The organism is Streptomyces triticisoli (assembly GCF_003270085.1).
In the GTDB taxonomy this organism is placed as follows: Bacteria; Actinomycetota; Actinomycetes; order Streptomycetales; family Streptomycetaceae; genus Streptomyces; species Streptomyces triticisoli.
The window spans coordinates 20,317-39,608 of record NZ_QFDQ01000005.1 but is presented as its reverse complement, the minus strand read 5'-3'; the positions used below and the strand labels follow the sequence as shown (position 1 = coordinate 39,608).

The window sequence follows — 19,292 nt, the reverse complement described above, 5'->3', positions numbered from 1 at the left end:
GAGCCCGCCCTCAGGACTCCACCCTCGGCGCCGGCGCCTTCCCCCGCCCCACCTGCGTCCGCACCGCCCCCATGCTCGCCGCGATGACCAGGGCGATCGCGATGGACTGGGGCGTGGTGAGGGACTGGCCGAGGATGAGGAAGCCGGCCGTGGCGGCGAGGGCCGGTTCCAGGCTCATGAGGACGGCGAAGGTGGAGGCGGGCAGGCGGCGCAGGGCGAGCAGTTCGAGGGTGTAGGGCAGGACCGAGGACAGCAGCGCGACCGCCGCGCCCAGCGCGAACGTCGTCGGATCGACCAGCTTCGCGCCCGACTCGGCGATCCCCAGCGGCAGGAACAGCACCGCCCCCACCGCCATCGCCAGGGCCAGCCCGTCGGCCTGCGGGAAGCGTCGGCCGGTACGGGCGCTGAAGACGATGTACGCCGCCCACATCCCGCCCGCGGCCAGCGCGAAGGCGGCACCCACGGGATCCAGACTGCCGAAGCCGCCGCCCCCGAGCAGGAAGACACCGCCCAGGGCGAGGCCGGCCCACACGACGTTGATCAGGCGACGCGAGGCCAGCACCGACAGGGCGAGCGGGCCGAGCACTTCCAGGGTGACGGCAGGGCCGAGCGGGATACGGGCGACGGCCTGGTAGAAGAGGCCGTTCATGCCGGCCATGGCGATGCCGAAGGCGACGACCGTGCCCCAGTCGCTGCGCGAGTGCCCGCGCAGCCGCGGCCGGCAGACCAGCAGCAGCACGATCGCGGCCACCAGCAGCCGCAGGGTCACCACGCCGAGCGCACCCGCCCTGGGGATCAGCAGCACGGCCAGCGCGCCGCCGAACTGCACCGAGACACAGCCGCCGAGCACCAGGCCGACCGGCCCGAGCGAACCGAAACGGCCCGGCCCTCCGGACGCGGACACATCGGCCGACGGGGAGGCGACGGGGGTCGAGGGGGACGGGGTGGTGGCGGCGCTGGGCGTGGTCACGGGGCGATCCAGGGGGCTGAGCTCGGGTTTCGTTCATCGCGATGTACTGCTCGGTCCAGGGTAATGGACCCAGTCAGGTGTGTGGGACCCGCACGCCGCTGTCCCGCCCGGCTCAGTCCGCACCCAGCCCTTCCCCCAGCCCCTCCGCCAGCACCTCCGCGAGGTGCCGCCCCCGCACCCCCGCCAGCTGCTCCAGCTGCGTACGGCACGAGAAGCCGTCCGCCAGGATCACCGCCCCGTCCGGCGCCTGCCGCACCGACGGCAGGAGCTGTTCCTCGGCGCAGGCCGCCGACACCTCCGCGTGGCCCTTCTCGAAGCCGAAGTTCCCGGCCAGGCCGCAGCAGCCGCCGGACAGCTCGCCGGTCAGCCCCGCCGCCGTACGCAGCTCCCGGTCGGCCGTGTCGCCGAGGACCGCGTGCTGGTGGCAGTGGGTCTGCCCGGCGACCGGACGGTCCAGGCGGGGCGGGGCCCAGCCCGGGGCGTGGCGCCGGAGGGTTTCGGCGAAGGTCAGCACGCGGTCGGCCAGACGGCGGGCGCGCGGGTCCTCGGGCAGCAGTTCCGGCAGGTCGGTACGGAGGGCGGCGGCGCAGCTCGGCTCCAGGACGACGACCGGGGCGGAGGTCTCCAGCACCGGTTCCATCAGGTCGAGGGTGCGGCGCAGCACCGTACGGGCGCGGTCGAGCTGGCCGGTGGAGACGTACGTCAGCCCGCAGCACACCCGGCCCCGGCCGCGCAGTACGGACACGGGGTTCAGCAGTGCCGAGCTTCCGTCGCCCACCGGGGGCCGGCGCAGCCGCAGCGTCGGCGGGAGCGCCACCCGCAGCCCGGCCGCCTCCAGCACGCGTACGGCCGCGCGGCCGACGGAGGGCGACAGGTGCTCGGTGAAGGTGTCCGGCCACAGGACGACGAGCTCACCCCGCTCCTTCTCACCGCCTCCCCGCCTCCGCCACCACCGGGTGAACGGCTCCCCCGCCACCCGCGGGATCCCCCGTTCGGGCGCGATTCCGCCCAGCCGTTTCGCCACCGCGGCCAGCGGGCGTACGGCGGCGAGCGCGTTCAGCAGTGGCGCGGTGCGCGTACGGGCCGCCCAGCGCAGCCACACCGGAAGCCACCCCATGGAGTAGTGGGCGGCGGGCCGGCGCCGTCCGGCGTAGTGGTGGTGCAGGAACTCCGCCTTGTACGTGGCCATGTCGACCTCGACCGGGCAGTCGGACCGGCAGCCCTTGCACGACAGGCACAGGTCGAGCGCGTCCCGGACCTCCGCCGACCGCCAGCCGTCGGTCACCAGCTCGCCCGCGAGCATCTCGTGCAGCAGCCGGGCACGCCCGCGCGTGGAGTGCCGCTCCTCACCCGTGACCCGGAAGGAGGGGCACATCACCGCCGGACCCGACACGGTCGTCGTACGGCACTTGGCGACGCCCACGCACCGGCGCACCGCCGCCGAGAAGTCGCCGCCGTCGCCCGGGTAGCCGAAGACCACGTCGACCGGACGGCGCGGCAGCACGGAGAAGCGGAGGCCGGCGTCCAGGGGAGCCGGACGGACCAGTATCCCGGGGTTGAGCAGGTCGTCGGGGTCCCAGACGCCCTTGACCCGCTCGAACAGGGCCACCGTCTCCGCGCCGTACATCCTCGGCAGCAGCTCGGCCCGCGCCTGCCCGTCCCCGTGCTCCCCGGACAGCGAACCGCCGTGCGCCACCACCAGCTCGGCCAGCTCCTCCGAGAACCGCCGGAAGCGGCCGATCCCCGCCTCCGTCAGCAGGTCGAAGTCGATGCGGACGTGGACGCAGCCGTCCCCGAAGTGCCCGTACGGCGTGCCGCGCAGCCCGTGGGCGGCCAGCAGCGCCCGGAAGTCGCGCAGATACGGGCCCAGCCGGGCCGGCGGCACCGCGCAGTCCTCCCACCCCGGCCACGCCTCGGTGCCGTCCGGCATCCGGGTCGCCGTACCGCCGGCGTCCTCCCGGATCCGCCACAGCGTGCGCTGCCGGGCCGGGTCGGTCACCACGAGGCAGTCCACGGCGTCCGCCGCGCGGACGATCGTCTCCGCACCCGCGCGTGCTTCTTCCTCCGTCTCCCCGCCCGTCTCGACGAACAGCCAGGCGCCGCCCCGCGGCAGTCCCGTCGTGGACGGCACGAGGTCGGCCGCCATGCCCTCCACCGTCAACGGCCCGTACGCCAGGAGCCCGGCCGCCGCCTCGGCGGCCCCGCTCTCGTCGGCGTAACCCAGTACGACGAGCGCACACGCGCGTGGGGCACGCACCAGCTCCACGACCGCCTCCGTGAGCACGCCCAGCGTGCCCTCCGAGCCGCAGAAGGAGCGGGCCACGTCGGCGCCCTTCTCGGGCAGCAGCGCGTCCAGGGCGTATCCGGAGATACGGCGGGGCAGCCCGGGGAAGCCGGTGCGCAGCCTGGCCAGTTCGCCGTCCACCAGCTCCCGCAGTCCCGCCGGGGCCCCGGCCCACCCCTGTCCCAGCCGTAGCCGTTCTCCGCGCGGGGTGACCACCGACAGCTCCCGCACGCTGTCCGCGGTCGTCCCCCAGGCCACCGAGTGGGAGCCGCACGCGTTGTTGCCGATCATGCCGCCGAGAGTGCAGCGGCTGTGGGTGGAGGGGTCCGGTCCGAAGCGCAGGCCGTACGGGGCGGCAGCCTCCTGGAGCCGGTCGAGGACGAGGCCGGGCTGGACGACGGCCGTGCGCGTCTCCGGGTCGACGGACAGCAGCCGGTTCATGTGCCGGGTGAAGTCCAGCACCACGCCCGTCCCGGTCGCCTGTCCCGCGATCGACGTGCCGCCGCCGCGCGGCACCACGGGGACGCCGTACGTCCGGCAGACCGCGAGGGCCGCCGCCACGTCGTCGGCGTCCCGTGGAGCCACCACACCGAGCGGCACCCGGCGGTAGTTGGAGGCGTCCATGGTCGTCAGCGCCCGCGCGGTGGTGCCGAAGTCCACCTCACCGCGCACGGCCGCCCGCAGCCCGGCCCGTAGTTCCCGGAGATCCCTCATTCCCCCAGGATGCCTCTCGACGGACGGGCCACCAGTGACCGCGCACACCCCCGCGCGGCCCCCGGGGCGGGACCCTGGGCGGGGCCCGGGGAGGCACCCGGGGAGGGACCCCGGGCGGCACCCGGTTCCCTCCGGATCGGCTCAACTACCGGGAACGGAACCGGAACACTCCCAAGTCGATCACGAAATCTCCTATAGTGACCGCGAGTTGCGCATAGTTGTCGGCCCTCGTTCCAAAAGCGACCCGGAACCCGGTCCGGCAACCTCATCGAACCGCGCGAGGGCCGCGCAGACGACGGTGCACGCCGCGAACCCCCGACCGAGGACCCGACCGAGGACCCTGATTGATGACCTCCCCCCTGCTCCCCGGCGACCGCCCCACCCCCCGCAGCCTGCTCCCCGTCCCGTTGCTCACAGCGGTGCTCGCCGCGGTCGCGGTCACCGCCGCCGTGCTGCTGGGGCCGGAGTCCGCGCGCGGTGCGCTCGCGGTGGCCGGGGTGGTCGCCGCCCTGCTGCTGTGCGCGGCCGTCACGGTGGCCGCACACGCCGTCCTGTCGGCACGGGCGGCCCGCGGGCGGCTGGAAGCGGTCACCCAGGACGTCGGACGGCTGCTCCAGGAACGGGCCCGGCTGACCCAGGACGCCCGCCGCCAACACGAGTGGCTGACCGGCGAACTCGACCGGGAGCGGGCCCGCCTGTCGGCCGACCTGGAGCAGGAGCGGACCCGTCTCGCCGAGGACCTGGCGGCGGAACGCGACCGCCTCACCGAGCAGCACGACGCCGCCACCGCCCGGTTGGCACGGGAGCACGCCGAGGAGCGGGCCCGGCTCACGGACGACCACGCCGCCGAGCTCAAGCGGCTCACCGGGGAACACACCGCCCACACCGACCGGTTGACGCAGGAGCACGCCGAGGAGCAGGCCCGGCTGAGCGGGGAGCGCGACCGGCTGGCGCAGGACCGGGACCGGCTCATCGCGGAGAGCGCGCGGCTGGCCGCCCGGCTGCGCGAGGCCAACAACGCCCGGGCCACCGCGCTGTCCGCGACCGCCAACGCGGCCGGCCGTATGCAGGCCCTGTCCACCGGCATGCTCGCGGACCTGCGCGCGATGGAGGACAAGCACCACGACGAGGAGGTCCTCGCCGACCTCCTCCACCTCGACCACCGCACCGCCCAGGCGGGCAGGCTCGCCGACTCCGTCGCCGTCCTCACCGGCGCCCGTTCGGGTCGCCGCTGGGCCCGGCCCATCGGCATGGAGTCGATCCTGCGCGGGGCCATGGGCCGGATCAACGGCTACCAGCGCGTCCGTGTCCACTCCACCAGCAACATCGCCGTCGCCGGGCACGCCGCTGAGGGCGTGATGCACGCGCTCGCCGAACTCCTCGACAACGCGGCCAACTTCTCGCCGCCGACCGCCGAGGTCCACGTCTACGTCGAGGAGGTGCCGGCCGGGGTCATCGTGTCCGTCGAGGACAGCGGGCTCGTCATGGGCGAGGCCCAGCTGCGTCGCGCCGAGCGCGCGGTCTCCGGCGAGTCCACCGGACTCGGGGGCCTCACCGGTACGCGGCTCGGACTCGCCGTGGTGGGCCGGCTGTCCCGGCGGTACGGCCTCCGGGTCTCCTACCGCCCCTCGGCCCGCGGCGGCACGGGCGTGCTGATGCTCGTCCCGCAGGACATCCTCGTAGAGCCGGACGCGCCCAGGACCCCGGCCGCCGACGCCACCACGACGACCACCGCACCGCCCGTCACCGCCACATCGGCGTCCCTCACCGGGACACCGGCACCGTCCACACCGTCCACGTCGCCCGCGGACGAGACCCCGGCGGCCACGGCGTCCGAGCCGTCGGCCCTGCGTCTCCCCCGCCGCCGCGGCACCCGCCCCGCCGACGAACCGGCCCGCCCCGCCGACGGGGTGGAACCGGAAACGCACCACGCCACCTCGTACGACACCGCCCCGGCGGAACGCGGCACGACGCCCCGCGCCACCTCCCGCCCCGCGCCGGCCCCCGGCCACTCGTACGCGGCGTCCCGCGCGGGAGCCGACGACCTCGACCCCGACCCGGTCCCCACCCATGAGTCCCCGGCCCCAGGTACGGACGCGTCCCCGCTCAGCCTCCCGCGCCGCCGACGCGGCCGGACCCTCGCCGAGGCCGAGCGCACCCGTTCCGCCAGTCGCACCGCCGCCCTGCGGCCGGCCCCGACCGCCGAGGAGACCAAGGCCCGTACGGCCCGCTTCAGCAGCTTCCGCCAGGCCGTACGCGCCACCACCCCGGACGACACGGCCGCCGGCACCGGTACAACCGCCGGAACCTCCGGCACCACCCCCGACCGGACCGACGAACCCCAGTCCGACGAACTCCAGACCAACGAATCCCAGACCGACGAACCCCAGTCCATCGGACTCCAGACCACCCCCACGACCCCGGAAGGCGACACCACCTCATGACCGGCACGACAACCGCCGACGAGAAGCTCACCTGGCTGATAGAAGGCCTCTTGGAGCGCACGCCGGGTGCTCGGCACGCCCTGGTGCTGTCCCGGGACGGCCTGAAGCTGTGCCACACCCCGGAACTCTCCGCCGACCAGGCCGACCAGCTCGCCGCGATCGCCGCGGGCATCCAGTCGCTGTCGCACGGCGCGTCCGTGGAGTTCGGCGACGGCAGCGGCGACGTCCGGTCCGCGATGACCGAGTTCTACGGCGGCGTGCTGTTCATCGTGGAGGCGGGTGAGGGCGCGCACCTGGCCGTCGTCACCACCGAGGAGGCGGACTCCGGGCTCGTCGGGCACAACATGAGCGAACTCGTGGAGCAGATCGGCGAGCACCTGACCGCGCAGCCGCGCACCTCATGAGCAGGCCCGGCCGGGACGACGCCCCGGACCGGCTCTACACCCTCACCCAGGGACGCAGCCGGTCCGGGCCCGACAACCCCTTCGACCTGGTGACCCTCGTCGTCGCCGAATGCGATCCGGTGCCCGGCATGCAGTCCGAGCACGCCGCGATCCTGCGGCTGACCGGACGCCCCACGGCGGTCGTGGAGATCGCGGCCGAGCTCGAACTGCCGGTGAGCATCACCCGCATCCTGCTCTCCGACCTCCTCGCGGCGGGCCGCGTCAGCGCCCGCCACCCCCGCAAGGCCGCCGTTCCCGACCTCGACATCCTGGAGCAGGTGCTCGTTGGACTCCGCAACCTCTGAGCCGCGCACGACCTCTGCGCCGCGCACGACCTCCGAGACGCGCACACCGCTGGACGCGTCGGCCGACAACGGCCTCAAGATCGTGATCGTGGGCGGCTTCGGCGCCGGCAAGACGACGATGGTCCGCTCGGTGAGCGAGATACGTCCCCTCAACACCGAGGAGACGATGACCCGGGCCGGAGAGGCCGTCGACGACATCAGCGGGGTGCGCGGCAAGACCGCGACCACCGTCGCCTTCGACTTCGGCCGGATCACACTCGACTCGCGCAATGTGCTGTACCTGTTCGGGGCGCCCGGTCAGGAACGCTTCTGGTTCCTGTGGGACCGGCTGTTCTCCGGCACCCTGGGCGCGGTCGTCCTGGTCGACACCCGGCGCATCGACGACTCCTGGTACGCCATCGACCGGCTGGAGAAACACGGCACGCCGTTCATCGTCGCCTGCAACGACTTCGGCGGCCCCGCCTTCACGCCGGAGCAGATCCGCGAGGCCCTCGACCTCGATCCGCACGTGCCGCTGGTCACCTGTGACGCGCGATCCCGGGAATCCAGCAAGCTGGTGCTGATCACCCTGGTGGAGCACATCCAGGCCCTGTACTCCGACCTCTCCCGAACCCCCCGTCAGGAGTTGGTGTGAGCCCCGTCCCCGCCTCCGCTTCCGCCCCCATCCACCTCAGCGGTCCCCTGCTCCAGGACGACCCGGCCAAGGTGTACCGGGAGATGCGGCGCGAGCACGGCAGCGTGGTGCCGGTACTGCTCGACGGCGACGTACCGGCCTGGCTGGTGCTCGGCTACCGCGAGCTGCACCAGATCACCGGGGACCCGGTGCTGTTCAGCCGCGACTCCGACCTGTGGAACCAGTGGGTGAACATCCCCGACGACTGGCCGCTGCTGCCGATGATCGGCCGTAAGCAGCCGTCGATCCTGTACACCGTCGGCGAACGGCACCGCAAGCGGGCCAGGATGATGGTCACCGCGCTGGAGGCCGTGGACCCGTTCGAACTGCGCGGTTACGCCGAGAAGTTCGCCGACGAGCTGATCGACGGCATCTGTCCCAGGGGCAGCGCGGACATCGTCGCCGAGTTCGCGATGCTGCTGCCGGTGCGCGTACTGGCCCGCCTCTACGGCTTCGCCGACGAGGCGGGCCCGGCCCTGGTCACCGCCCTCAACGACATGATCGACGGCCGGGAGCGGGCCATCGCGGGCCAGACCCACCTGTTCACGTCGATGACGGAGCTGGTGGCCAGCCGCAAGGAGAAGCCCGCCGAGGACGTCGTGTCCCGGATGCTCGCCGACACCTCCGGATTCACCGCGGAGGAGATCTGCCAGGACCTGATGGTGATGATGGCGGCCGGACACCAGCCGACCGCCGACTGGATCGGCAACTCCCTGCACCTGATGCTGACGGACGGCCGGTTCGCCGCGTCCCTGTTCGGTGGCCGCAACAGCATCGCCGAGGCGATGAACGAGGTGCTGTGGGAGGACACCCCCACACAGAACGTGGCCGGCCGCTGGGCGGCCCGCGACACCCAGCTGGGCGGTCGTCGCATCCGCGCCGGCGACATGCTGCTCCTCGGCCTCCAGGGCGCCAACTCCGACCCCCAGGTGCGTACCGACGGCTCGGCCCTGACCGGCGGCAACAGCGCGCACTTCTCCTTCGGCCACGGGGAGCACCGCTGCCCGTTCCCGGCGCAGGAGATCGCCGAGGTGATCGCGCGGACCGGCATCGAGGTCATTCTGGACCGGCTGCCGGACATCGACCTCGCGGTACCGGCCGCGTCCCTGGCCCGCCGCCCGTCGCCGTGGCTGCGCGGACTGTCCGAACTTCCGGTCACGTTCACTCCCACCCCCGCCCTTGGAGGCACGTTCTCATGACGGCTGCTGCGGACACGACGACGGACATCGAACAGTCCCGCATCCACCTCGACCCGTTCGTCTCCGACCTGGACGGGGAGAGCGCCGCGCTGCGGGCCGCCGGACCCCTCACGCCCGTGATGCTGCCGGGCGGCGTACCGGTGTGGGCGGTCACGCACCACGCCGAGGCCAAGAAGCTGCTCACCGACCCCCGGGTGGTGAAGGACATCAACGTCTGGGGCGCCTGGCAGCGCGGCGAGATCGCCCCCGACTGGCCGCTGATCGGACTGGCCAACCCGGGCCGGTCCATGCTGACCGTGGACGGCGCGGACCACCGCCGCCTGCGCACCCTGGTCGCCCAGGCGCTCACGCCCCGCCGGGTGGAGCAGATGCGCGCCCGGATCGCGGAGCTGACGGAAGGGCTGCTGGACCGCGTCGCCGAGCAGGAGGGCGACACGGTCGACCTGAAGTCGGTGTTCGCGTACCCGCTGCCGATGTACGTGATCGCCGACCTGATGGGGCTGGCGGAGGAGCGGCTGCCGCGGCTGAAGGAGCTGTTCGAGAAGTTCTTCTCGACGCAGACCCCGCCGGATGAGGTCGTCGCGACCCTGACCGAGCTGGCCGGAATCATGTCCGAGACGGTCGCGCGGAAGCGCGAGAACCCCGGCGACGACCTGACCTCCGCGCTGATCCGGGCGTCCGAGGACGGCGACAGCCTCACCGACCAGGAGATCGTCTCCACCCTCCAGCTGATGGTCGCGGCCGGTCACGAGACGACGATCTCCCTCATCGTCAACGCGGTGGTCAACCTCTCCACCCACCCCGAACAGCGCGCGCTGGTGCTGGCCGGCAAGGTGGACTGGTCGGCGGTGATCGAGGAGACCCTGCGGTACTCCACCCCCACGTCCCATGTGCTGATCCGGTTCGCCACGGAGGACATACGGGTCGGGGACAAGGTCCTGCCGGCCGGGGACGCGCTCATCGTGTCGTACGCCGCGATCGGCCGCGACGAGCAGGCCCACGGTCCGACGGCCGGCGCCTTCGACATCACCCGCGACACCGCGAACCGCCACATCTCGTTCGGCCACGGCCCGCACGTGTGCCCCGGAGCGGCCCTGTCCCGCCTGGAGGCGGGCGTGGCCCTGCCCGCCCTGTACGCACGCTTCCCGGATCTGGACCTGGCGGTCCCGGCGAGCGAGCTGCGCAACAAGCCGGTGGTCACCCAGAACGACCTGTACGAGCTTCCGGTGAAGCTCGGGGGCTGATCCCGGGCGTCGGTGCGGGCGCCGAGGCGGGCGGACGAGGACGGACGATCCACCGCCGGCCCTCTCCCGCCCGCACCGCGCCCCGCCGTCGGCGCACCCGCACCGTCAATCCCCGTCTCAGCCCCCGTCTCAGCCGACGGACGACGTTTCACCCGGGTTTCTCCGAGCCGCTAGGCTCCCGTCGTGGCTGAGATCCCGATTCCCGCTGACATCAAGCCCGCCGACGGACGTTTCGGCGCGGGTCCCTCCAAGGTGCGGACGGAGGCCCTGGACGCCCTCGCCGCCACGGGTACGTCCCTGATGGGCACCTCCCACCGCCAGGCCCCGGTCAAGAACCTGGTCGGCAAGGTGCGCGAGGGCATCAGCGAGCTGTTCCAGCTCCCCGACGGCTACGAGGTCGTGCTCGGCAACGGCGGCTCCACGGCCTTCTGGGACATCGCGACCCACGGTCTGATCGAGAACAAGTCGCAGCACCTCAGCTTCGGCGAGTTCTCCTCGAAGTTCGCCAAGGCCGCCCAGCTCGCCCCCTGGCTCGCCGACCCCTCCGTCGTCTCCTCCGACCCGGGCACACACCCCGAGCCGAAGGCCGAGGCGGGCGTCGACGTCCACGCCCTCACGCACAACGAGACCTCGACCGGTGTCGCCATGCCCATCAAGCGGGTGGCCGGGGCCGACGAGGGCGCCCTGGTCCTGGTCGACGCCACCTCCGGCGCCGGCGGCCTGCCGGTCGACATCTCCGAGACCGACGTCTACTACTTCGCCCCGCAGAAGTCCTTCGCCGCCGACGGCGGCCTGTGGATCGCCGTGTTCTCCCCGGCCGCCGTCGAGCGCGCCGAGCGGATCCACGCGTCCGGCCGCCACATCCCGGAGTTCTTCTCTCTCCCCACCGCGATCGACAACTCCCGCAAGAACCAGACGTACAACACCCCGGCGCTGGCCACCCTCTTCCTCCTGAACCAGCAGCTGGAGTGGATCAACGGCCAGGGCGGTCTGGACTGGGCGGTCCGCCGCACCGCCACCTCCGCGCGCACCCTGTACGGCTGGGCGGAGGACGTCAAGTTCGCGACCCCGTTCGTCACCGACCCGGCCAAGCGCTCCCAGGTCATCGGCACGATCGACTTCGCCGACGAGATCGACGCCGCCGCCGTCGCCAAGGTCCTGCGCGCCAACGGCATCGTCGACACCGAGCCCTACCGCAAGCTCGGCCGCAACCAGCTGCGCGTCGCGATGTTCCCGGCGATCGACCCGGCGGACGTCGAGGCCCTGACGAAGTGCGTGGACTACGTGATCGAGCGGCTGTAGGCACCGCCTCACGGTTGCGAAGGGCGCCCGGCGAACGATCCGCCGGGCGCCCTCCGGCGTCCATGGAGCCGATCACGTCCACTCAGGCTGCGGACCAGGGCACCCGGCAAGTGTGGGACGCATCGCCCTCGGGGCACAACGCCCTGATCACCGCCTTGCGGACCGCCCGCCAGGTCCGCAGCGAGCACGCCAGGCGCACGCGCAGCTCGACCGGCTCCCGCGCACCGCTGCTCTGCCCGGGGTTCTCCCAGGCCCACTGGTCCGCCAGGTAGTCGTACATCTCGGCGGTCGTCGCCCCGCTCCCCTCACAGGTGCGTGCCACGGTCCGCCCGACGAGCCGGGCGCTCCGCGCACCCACGGCCTCGTCGACGAGCCCCCCGACCCATGCCAGCCCCTCCTCATCGGCGTACAGACCGAACATCAGGGTGCGTACCCTCATAGCATCGGCCCCTTCCTCCTCGTCCACCCGCTCCGCCACCCGGCGGGCGGCCACCTCGTACAGAACGCCCGGACACCGCTCACTGCCCTCCGTTCATCCGCTCATCCGATGCCGTCGCGGACGATGCTCCGGGCCACCTCCGTGCGCGCACGGGCGAGTTCGGCGGCGATCCGCCGCCGGCGGCCCTCGTCCAGGGCGACGGCCGCCTCCGTGGGCGGGCCGGAAAGCAGGCAGGCGCGCCTGAGGTGCGTCGGCGGATGGGTCGCGTCGACGCTGTGGCCGCGCCGGGCCCCGGCACGCCGCTGACGCTCGTACTCGTGTTCCGGGACGGACGCCATGTGCGCGGTCAGCCGCTCCCAGAACTCGTCCGTCCGGTCCGGGGCCCTGCGGGCCGAACGCCGCCCGGCCAGCGCCGCACTGTTCACCTCGCGCCGCAGGAAGACCTCGACCGAATCCGCGAGCAGCAGCCGGTCCATGAGGCCGGCCGCGGCCTCGGTGGACGCGGCCCGCGCGGCCTCCCGGTCGGCCAGGTACTCGGCACGCTGGGTCGCCCGCAACGTCAGATGGTCGAGCAGGACCAGCACACCCTGAACGAGCAGACGGGGAACGGCGTAGAACAGGTTCACGAACATTTCGACGGCGGACGGCTGCCGGATCGGGGCGAGGTAGTGGCACCACATGGTCAGTGAGTGCAACGCCGTCGCCACCACCACGGCGTGCCGGGTGTCGCCGTTGCTGTAATGGCCCAGCTCGTGACCCAGAAGAGCGACCCTCTGCTGTGGTGTGAGCACCTCCCACAGAGGCAGGCCCAGGCTCAGTGCACGGCGCCCCCGCAGGCCGTAGGACCTGACGCTCGCGTTGATCTCCTTGTCGACGACGATGACGTCCACGCCGCGGGTACCGACCACTTGGGCCACCTCGTCGACGAGCGCGTACAGCTCCGGCGCGTCGGCACGGTGCAGTACGGTCTCCCCTTCGGGCCGTGCGGACAACCGCGGTCTGAGCATCACGGCCATCGCCAGGAAGAACAGCCCCAGCAGCACCAGACCGCCCGAACCCCACACGAGGCAGAGGACACCGCCCGCCAGCAGCACCACGGTGACACCGTGCACGGCGAGAGCGATCGCATACGCGAGAACCGCGGCGGCGTCCCGCCGCGCGTACAGCCGACCCCCTGCGTCACCTCGACGAGGAGCCTCTCACCGTGCCGCCGGGCCAGGCTGCGCCTCGCCCGCTCCAGCCGCCCTTGTCCCCCCTGCTCATCCTGCTGCCCGTTCGGGTCGACGTTCCAGTCGCAGGCGGCGCACCAGACGATGAACCGTCCGCCCACACGGATCTCGGTTCCGCACTCCGGGCACGGCTGAGCCGTCTCCTCCGCCGCAGTACGCATGTGAACTCCCCGCCTCCCACGGCCCCTCCCCAGGGCCGCCCGAACCTGGCGGGGAGATCTGATCACACGAACTGGCCCTCGTAAAGCGCCATTTCACCGGTACGACGGCGAGCGCGCTGCCGTAGGCGCAGACTCGCGATCAGGTGCTGGCCGACGCTGCCTGGCAGTCGCCCTGCTGTGCGGAGTACGGCGACTTTCGAAAGGTGCCCACAACCTCGCTCACGTCACTCTTCCTTGACGCGGAGGGCTTGCTCGCCTGCACCACGTTGTGGGACACGCCCCGCGAGACGCCCGGCCAGGAGGCACATCCCCTCCTCCGAAAAGTGAGAGCGTCTCGGCCTCCGGTGTTCACACGCCGCTCATTTGAGCGCGTAAGCGACATTCACCTGCCGGGTGCTCACGCTTTCAGCAGGACGGGTGCCACGAACCCCCGCCGGGAGATCGCGTCCCGTCCCACGGTCACCACTCAGAGCAACCACTCAGCCACAACCGGGCAAAACGGGAAGGGCAGTCATGCTCGACGGAAACGACCTCTACCGCCCTCGCCCTCGCCCTCGCCCTCGCCCTCGGTGGAGCCTCGTTCGTGAAGGCCTGCGGAGGCCCCTGCTCCGAGGGGTGCGTGACCCTGGCCCGGATCGGCGAGGACGCTTGGGCCCTCGGTGACAGCAAGCGACCGGACGTACCGCCGTTGCGGTTCACCACCGAGGAGCTGAGCGTGGCGGGTATCGACCCGACGCGCTTCGGCCCGACGATCTGAGCATCCCCTTCACAGCCGGTCCTGGCGGGACGTCGACTCGCCCGGACCGGCCGGGGTCCCGTCACCGCCGGGACAACACACCGAACGACATCGAACGGGACCACCGGTGCACCACCACGGCTATCTGTGGACCGGCCCGAAGGCTCACTTCGACCAGGAGGCGCTGCGACGTCCGCCCCATCCCGAGCCGCCCCCGCCCGGCAGCCGGCCCGAACTGATCCAGCGCCCGAACCGCGCGAACCTCGATCTGCCGTGCCCCGTGAATGGGTGAGATCGCGCTCTCGTGATGCACGCGTACGGTCGTACGCTCCCTGGTGTACGGTCGTACGCATGCCGAAGGACTACTTCGCCGACGACCCGCGCACCAACCTGGAGCGCATGCTCGCGGGCGACCTGTACATCGCCGACGACCCGGAGATCGCCCGGCGGCAGCAGCGCGCGATGCGGCTGGCCGCCCGCTACCAGGCCGCCTACGTCGAGGATGCCGAGGGTGCCGGGCCGCTGCTGGCCGAGCTGCTCGGCGCGGTGGGTGAGGGCGTCGACGTGCGGCCGCCGCTGTACGTCGACTACGGCAGCAACATCAGCATCGGTGCCCGCACCTTCGTCAACTACAACCTGACCGCGCTGGACGTCGCGCGGATCACCATCGGCGAGGACTGCCAGATCGGCCCGAACGTCCAGCTCCTCACCCCCACCCACCCCGTGGAGCCGCAGCCCCGGCGCGACAAGCTGGAGGCCGCGCTGCCCATCACCATCGGGGACAACGTCTGGCTCGGCGGCGGAGTCATCGTGTGCCCCGGAGTGACCATCGGCGACAACTCCGTCATCGGCGCCGGAGCGGTGGTCACCAAGGACGTGCCCGCGAACGTGGTCGCCCTCGGCAACCCCGCCCGCCCGGTCCGCGACATCTAGCCGCGCACCCCCTGCTCATGGCCACCGGACACACCGATCCGCAGCGACGCGAGCGGATCCTCGCCGCCACCCTCGACCTGATCGCCGACGAGGGGGTCGCCGGCGTCTCCCACCGCAAGATCGCCACCCGCGCCGGAGTCCCCCTCGGGTCGATGACGTACCACTTCACCGGCATCGACGACCTGCTGCGCGAGGCCTTCACCCGCTTCGCCGACCACATCGTGGCCGTCTTCGAGCAGCACCTCGGTCGGGTCGGCAGCCCCGAACAGGCCCGTGAAGCGGTCACCGACCTCATCCACACGCTCTCGGAAGGCCCCCGCCGCGACCTGGTCCTGAGCCAGGAGCTGTACACCCTCGCCGCCCGCCGCCCGGCCTACCGGGAGCTGACCCGGGCGTGGATGCGCCGTAGCCGCCATCTGCTGGAGCAGCACTTCGACGCGGACACCGCCCGCCAGCTCGACGCGCTGATCGAGGGCCTGACCCTGCACCGCGCCCTGGACACCGACCCGCACGACCGCGAACTGACGCGAAGGGCCGTCGCCCGCATCACCACCGCTGCTGCCGCCACCGCTGCCGCTGCCGCCACGGAGCCGGCGCCCACCCCAGCTGCCCGTGGGGACGCGACCTGACCTCGCGCCCCCACGGGCCACACGAATGAGCTGTTCCCTTACGACGCCGTACAGCTCAGGCTCGGCGCGCTCCCGCCACCGGGGGCTCCCCCGAAGCCGAAGCTCGTCGAACCGCCCGCCGGGACGGACCCGTTGTGGGCGGCGTTCGTCGCCGTCACGGTCGAGCCGCTCTGGGTGTACGTCGCGTTCCACATGTTCGTGACCTTCTGCGAGCCGCTCCAGGTCCAGGTCACCTTCCAGGACTTGATCGCGGCGGTGCCCGTGTTGGTCACCGTCACATCGGCGTTGAAGCCGCCGCCCCAGTCGCTGCTGACGACGTAGGCGGCTCGGCAGGCGGCCGTACTGCCGCCGCCGTCGTCACCCCCGCCGTCGTCACCCCCGCTGCTCGGAAAGCCCGGTGCCTTGACGGTCGCCAGGTAGCCGTCCTTCACGGTGTCCACGGTCTGCCAGTCGTCCTTCAGGATCCCGCCGGTGTCACCGGAGTTGGGGTTCCAGGACCAGAAGGTCCAGTGGAAGGAGTCCGCACCGTACGTCGACGTCGGGCGCAGGTAACTCACCAGCGCCGCCAGCCACTTCTGGTCCACGGTGGACTGCAGCGTCGTACCGAACTCGCCGAGCCACACGGGGGCGATGTCCTGCTTGAAGATGTAGCCCCAGTACTTGTCCCAGATGCCCGGCATGTTGCTGGGGAAGGACGGGTCGCTGAACCAGCTCTGCTGGGCGACGCTGGTCGCGTAGTCGTGGGGCGAGTACACGACCCGGTTCGCGACGTCGAGACGCACCGGGTACTGGGCGACGCCCATCAGGTTGCCGCCCCACCAGCCGGAGACGCCGTTGAAGGTCTGCACGCCCTCGACGAAGATCAGCAGGTCGGGGTTGACGGAGAGCACCGCGTTGCCGGCCCGTTCGGCGGCCAGGCGCCAGTCGGTCGCCTGCTCCCCGCAGCCCCAGCAGGCCGGGTCGTGCGGCTCGTTGTGCAGGTCGATGCCGATGACCGTGGAATTGCCCTTGTAACGGGACGCCAGCGACTTCAGGTTGGCGATCCACGTCGACTCGGGGACGGCGGAGGTGTACCACAGCGCCGACTGTCCGGCCGAGTTCGGGCGGTGGCGGTCGAGGACGACCTTCAGGCCGCCCTGGCCCGCGTACGCGACGATCCTGTCGATGACCTGCAGGGAGGTCAGCCCTTGCAGGTCGGCGTTCTTGCCCGCGGAGAAGTCGATGCCCGTGGGTGTCGCGCCGGACTTGAGGATGTCGTCGCTGTAGGGCAGCCGGATGGTGTTGTAGCCCAGCGACTTCATCTGGTCGATCATGCTCTTGTAGTCACGAGACCACAATCCGTGCACGACACGGTTGTCGGTCTCGAAGCCGAACCAGTTGATGCCGGCGATCCGGACGGCCTGCCCGGACGCGTCCAGGATCTGACGTCCGCTGGTGTGCCAGTAGCCGGCGCCGCCCGCGGCGGGGGCCGCGTGCGCGGTGGCCGGCAGGCCGAGTCCCAGGCCCAGCGGCAGCAGGAGCGCCGCCACGGCAGCGCACAGCGCTCTTCGTAAGGTGCGGAACATGGTGCTGCTTCCTCTCGAGGGGCCGCGGGGCCGGAACGAGTGGGAGCGCTCCCACACAACCCGCGCATCCAATGGAAGTCAGGTGACAGCCACCCGTCAAGAGCGGCGACGCAACAGACGCCCCAGCCCCAGCACCGCGACCACCGCCACGACGGCCACCGCGACGGTGCCCGTCCCCGGGCCGCCGCTGCCGCCCGAGCCGGAACCAGACCCGGAACCGGAACCCGCGGAGCTCGAACCGCCCGGCGCGGACGGCGACTCGGCGGAGGAGGCGGCGCCGGGCGCGTCGCGCACCTCCACCGGGCTGCCGGCGCCCTCGCTGCCGTACAGCAGCTTGGTGCCGTCGGCGCTGTACGTGACGGACTCGCCCTGCCGCTGCAGCGGTACGTCGAGCCGGCCGGCCCGCTTGATCCTCCCGCCGTTCCAGTCGTAGTGGATGCCCCCGAAGTAGCCGCGTACGGCGAGCCGCTTGCCGTCGGGTGAGAGGGCGGCGTCGGTGGCCCACAGGTCGACGGGGGCGACCGGCTCGAAGACGTTCGTGCCCGAGGCGGACAGCTCGGCGGGGCCCTCGTACAGGTGCCCCCCGTCCTCCTTCTTGTCGATGAGGTAGACGCGTCCCGTCTTCGGGTGCACGACCATCGACTCGGCGTCGCGGGCGCCGTCCGCGTACTTCACGACGTACTGCGTGGCCCGGATCGTCCGGTCCTTCAGCTCCTTCGGCTCGGGCAACCGGTAGATCCACACGTACGGCCAGGTGCCGCCGAGGTTGTCGCCGATGTCGCCGACGTAGATCTGGTTGCCGGGTCCGATGGATATGGCCTCCACGTCGCGGGGCTTGCCGATGCCGCTGAGCGTGACGGTGGCGACGGTCTCGCCCGTCCTGCCGTCCACGGCGTAGATCTGCGGGCCGTAGCCGCTGTCGTTGTGCGTCCAGTAGACGCCCGGGTGCAGGCGCGAGGCCGCGAGGCCGCTGGACTCCTCGATCCGCGGATCCTTGATCGTGAACCCGTCGTCGCCGTCGGCGGCAAAGGCGACGGACGCGGCGGACGCGGCGGACGCAGCAGGCACGGCGGACGCGGCAGGCACGGCGGGCACGGCGGGCACGGCGGACGCGGCGGGCACGGCGTGCGCCCCCACGAGGAGGGCCCCGGCGAGCAGGGCGAACGGTCGGCGCATGCCCCAAGCCTGCCATCCCACAGGGAAGTTCAACGGCGTGGCAGGCCTCACATCCCGCCGCGCCCCGTGATCGTCCATCATGAGCGGATGCTCAGGCTCATGCCCGTCGGCGACTCCATGACCATTGGCAGCGCGGGCGAACACACATGGCGTTACCGGCTGTGGCGGCACCTGTGCGCGACGTACGGCGGCCCGTTCACGTTCGTCGGCCCGCGCGAGACGCTGCACGACAAGGCGGCGGACGCGCCGACCTCGTACGCCTACGCCGCCCCCGACTTCCCCCGCGCCCACCTGGCCGGCTGGGGCGAGGGCTGGGGACACATGGCCCCGGTGATCGGAGAGACGGTACGGGAGCACCGGGCGGACGTACTGCTGGTGTCCCTGGGCCTGATCGACCTCGGCTTCTACACGAACGCCGAGCAGACGGCGGCGAACGTGCGCGCCTTCGTGACCTCGGCTCGGAACGGCAACCCGCGCATACGCATGGCCGTCCTCCCCGTGATCCCCAACATCCGCGCCGAGTCCGACCCGCCCTTCGGCGCCCAGGTGACCCTCTTCAACGAGCTGCTCGCCAAGACACTGGCCGACCTGGACGAACCCCGCTCCCCGCTGCTCCTCGCCTCTCCTCCGGCGACGTACGACATCCACACCGACACCTACGACGGCACCCACCCGAACGAGAGCGGCGAGCACAGGATCGCGGAGGCGTTCGCGGGGGCGATGCACCAGGCGTGGGGGTGGGGCGGGGAGTACGGGGGCTGAGCCTCGCACCGTCCGTCGGCATATGCCCCCGTGACTATGCCCCCGTGACCCGGTCACCACGCGTATCGTTGTACTGCCCGACTG

17 protein-coding genes are annotated in these 19,292 nt (G+C 72.2%); 11 read left to right on the top strand and 6 right to left on the bottom strand.

Annotated features, from left to right (window positions below):
• Positions 1-10: 10 nt before the first annotated feature.
• Both DEP02_RS01420 and DEP02_RS01415 read right to left on the bottom strand, forming a co-directional pair.
• Positions 11-970: an EamA family transporter gene (locus DEP02_RS01420; RefSeq protein ID WP_112465471.1), complete on the bottom strand. Its 960-nt coding sequence runs from the start codon at positions 968-970 to the stop codon at positions 11-13.
• 112 nt (positions 971-1,082) lie between these two features.
• A complete protein-coding gene (locus DEP02_RS01415; protein WP_112465470.1) occupies positions 1,083-3,968 on the bottom strand; it encodes an FAD-binding and (Fe-S)-binding domain-containing protein in 2,886 nt (961 codons plus the stop codon).
• Between the two features lie 347 nt (positions 3,969-4,315).
• Here DEP02_RS01415 and DEP02_RS01410 point away from each other — a divergent pair, with 347 nt between their 5' ends.
• The 7 genes from DEP02_RS01410 (at position 4,316) to serC (ending at position 11,578) form a co-directional block, all read left to right on the top strand.
• Positions 4,316-6,412: an ATP-binding protein gene (locus tag DEP02_RS01410; protein ID WP_112465469.1), complete on the top strand. Its 2,097-nt coding sequence runs from the start codon at positions 4,316-4,318 to the stop codon at positions 6,410-6,412.
• Positions 6,409-6,816: a roadblock/LC7 domain-containing protein gene (locus tag DEP02_RS01405; RefSeq protein ID WP_112465468.1), complete on the top strand. Its 408-nt coding sequence runs from the start codon at positions 6,409-6,411 to the stop codon at positions 6,814-6,816. Before DEP02_RS01410 ends, DEP02_RS01405 begins: the two co-directional genes overlap by 4 nt.
• A complete protein-coding gene (locus DEP02_RS01400; RefSeq protein ID WP_112465467.1) occupies positions 6,813-7,160 on the top strand; it encodes a DUF742 domain-containing protein in 348 nt (115 codons plus the stop codon). The genes DEP02_RS01405 and DEP02_RS01400 overlap by 4 nt, the downstream gene beginning before the upstream one ends.
• Positions 7,141-7,794 (top strand): GTP-binding protein, encoded by a 654-nt coding sequence (locus DEP02_RS01395; RefSeq protein WP_198668239.1) that lies wholly within the window; start codon positions 7,141-7,143, stop codon positions 7,792-7,794. The genes DEP02_RS01400 and DEP02_RS01395 overlap by 20 nt, the downstream gene beginning before the upstream one ends.
• Entirely contained in the window at positions 7,791-9,032 is a 1,242-nt protein-coding gene (locus DEP02_RS01390; RefSeq protein WP_112465466.1) for a cytochrome P450, read from the top strand. Before DEP02_RS01395 ends, DEP02_RS01390 begins: the two co-directional genes overlap by 4 nt.
• Positions 9,029-10,276, top strand: coding sequence for a cytochrome P450 family protein (locus tag DEP02_RS01385; protein ID WP_112465465.1), 1,248 nt, complete (start codon positions 9,029-9,031; stop codon positions 10,274-10,276). The genes DEP02_RS01390 and DEP02_RS01385 overlap by 4 nt, the downstream gene beginning before the upstream one ends.
• A 183-nt stretch (positions 10,277-10,459) precedes the next feature.
• On the top strand, positions 10,460-11,578 hold the full coding sequence (serC, locus tag DEP02_RS01380; protein ID WP_112465464.1) for a phosphoserine transaminase: 1,119 nt from the start codon (positions 10,460-10,462) through the stop codon (positions 11,576-11,578).
• A gap of 82 nt (positions 11,579-11,660) precedes the next feature.
• Here the strand turns inward: serC and DEP02_RS01375 are convergent, their stop codons facing one another.
• Both DEP02_RS01375 and DEP02_RS01370 read right to left on the bottom strand, forming a co-directional pair.
• The gene (locus DEP02_RS01375; RefSeq protein ID WP_112465503.1) at positions 11,661-12,017 is read right to left on the bottom strand and encodes a hypothetical protein; all 357 of its coding nucleotides are present in this window, start codon (positions 12,015-12,017) and stop codon (positions 11,661-11,663) included.
• 101 nt (positions 12,018-12,118) lie between these two features.
• Positions 12,119-13,129 (bottom strand): M48 family metallopeptidase, encoded by a 1,011-nt coding sequence (locus tag DEP02_RS01370; protein WP_232838907.1) that lies wholly within the window; start codon positions 13,127-13,129, stop codon positions 12,119-12,121.
• Between the two features lie 861 nt (positions 13,130-13,990).
• Here DEP02_RS01370 and DEP02_RS01365 point away from each other — a divergent pair.
• From DEP02_RS01365 to DEP02_RS01355, 3 genes are all read left to right on the top strand, one after another.
• Positions 13,991-14,164 carry a DUF397 domain-containing protein gene (locus DEP02_RS01365; RefSeq protein ID WP_112465463.1) on the top strand — a complete coding sequence of 58 codons (174 nt, stop codon included), beginning with the start codon at positions 13,991-13,993 and terminating at the stop codon, positions 14,162-14,164.
• 330 nt (positions 14,165-14,494) lie between these two features.
• Positions 14,495-15,076, top strand: a complete 582-nt coding sequence (locus DEP02_RS01360) for a sugar O-acetyltransferase (RefSeq protein WP_112465462.1) — start codon at positions 14,495-14,497, stop codon at positions 15,074-15,076.
• A 17-nt stretch (positions 15,077-15,093) separates the two neighbouring features.
• Positions 15,094-15,705 (top strand): TetR/AcrR family transcriptional regulator, encoded by a 612-nt coding sequence (locus DEP02_RS01355; RefSeq protein ID WP_112465461.1) that lies wholly within the window; start codon positions 15,094-15,096, stop codon positions 15,703-15,705.
• Between the two features lie 38 nt (positions 15,706-15,743).
• On the opposite strand, the gene DEP02_RS01350 is transcribed toward DEP02_RS01355, so the two are convergent.
• Together DEP02_RS01350 and DEP02_RS01345 are read right to left on the bottom strand one after the other, a co-directional pair.
• Entirely contained in the window at positions 15,744-17,270 is a 1,527-nt protein-coding gene (locus tag DEP02_RS01350) for a cellulase family glycosylhydrolase (RefSeq protein ID WP_112465460.1), read from the bottom strand.
• Positions 17,271-17,366: 96 nt separating this feature from the next.
• Positions 17,367-18,446 (bottom strand): TolB-like translocation protein, encoded by a 1,080-nt coding sequence (locus tag DEP02_RS01345; protein WP_198668238.1) that lies wholly within the window; start codon positions 18,444-18,446, stop codon positions 17,367-17,369.
• A gap of 87 nt (positions 18,447-18,533) precedes the next feature.
• Between DEP02_RS01345 and DEP02_RS01335 the strand changes: the two genes are divergently transcribed.
• Positions 18,534-19,208 carry a GDSL-type esterase/lipase family protein gene (locus DEP02_RS01335; RefSeq protein WP_112465457.1) on the top strand — a complete coding sequence of 225 codons (675 nt, stop codon included), beginning with the start codon at positions 18,534-18,536 and terminating at the stop codon, positions 19,206-19,208.
• The last annotated feature ends 84 nt before the right edge of the window (positions 19,209-19,292 follow it).

Bases quoted from the DNA above. Each gene is read 5' to 3' on its own strand.
- DEP02_RS01345 (WP_198668238.1), bottom strand. From the start codon at position 18,446: ATGCGCCGACCGTTCGCCCTGCTCGCCGGGGCCCTCCTCGTGGGGGCG.
- DEP02_RS01335 (WP_112465457.1), top strand. From the start codon at position 18,534: ATGCTCAGGCTCATGCCCGTCGGCGACTCCATGACCATTGGCAGCGCG.
- DEP02_RS01360 (WP_112465462.1), top strand. From the start codon at position 14,495: ATGCCGAAGGACTACTTCGCCGACGACCCGCGCACCAACCTGGAGCGC.
- DEP02_RS01355 (WP_112465461.1), top strand. From the start codon at position 15,094: ATGGCCACCGGACACACCGATCCGCAGCGACGCGAGCGGATCCTCGCC.
- DEP02_RS01350 (WP_112465460.1), bottom strand. From the start codon at position 17,270: ATGTTCCGCACCTTACGAAGAGCGCTGTGCGCTGCCGTGGCGGCGCTC.
- DEP02_RS01405 (WP_112465468.1), top strand. From the start codon at position 6,409: ATGACCGGCACGACAACCGCCGACGAGAAGCTCACCTGGCTGATAGAA.
- DEP02_RS01375 (WP_112465503.1), bottom strand. From the start codon at position 12,017: ATGAGGGTACGCACCCTGATGTTCGGTCTGTACGCCGATGAGGAGGGG.
- DEP02_RS01385 (WP_112465465.1), top strand. From the start codon at position 9,029: ATGACGGCTGCTGCGGACACGACGACGGACATCGAACAGTCCCGCATC.
- DEP02_RS01400 (WP_112465467.1), top strand. From the start codon at position 6,813: ATGAGCAGGCCCGGCCGGGACGACGCCCCGGACCGGCTCTACACCCTC.
- DEP02_RS01410 (WP_112465469.1), top strand. From the start codon at position 4,316: ATGACCTCCCCCCTGCTCCCCGGCGACCGCCCCACCCCCCGCAGCCTG.
- DEP02_RS01415 (WP_112465470.1), bottom strand. From the start codon at position 3,968: ATGAGGGATCTCCGGGAACTACGGGCCGGGCTGCGGGCGGCCGTGCGC.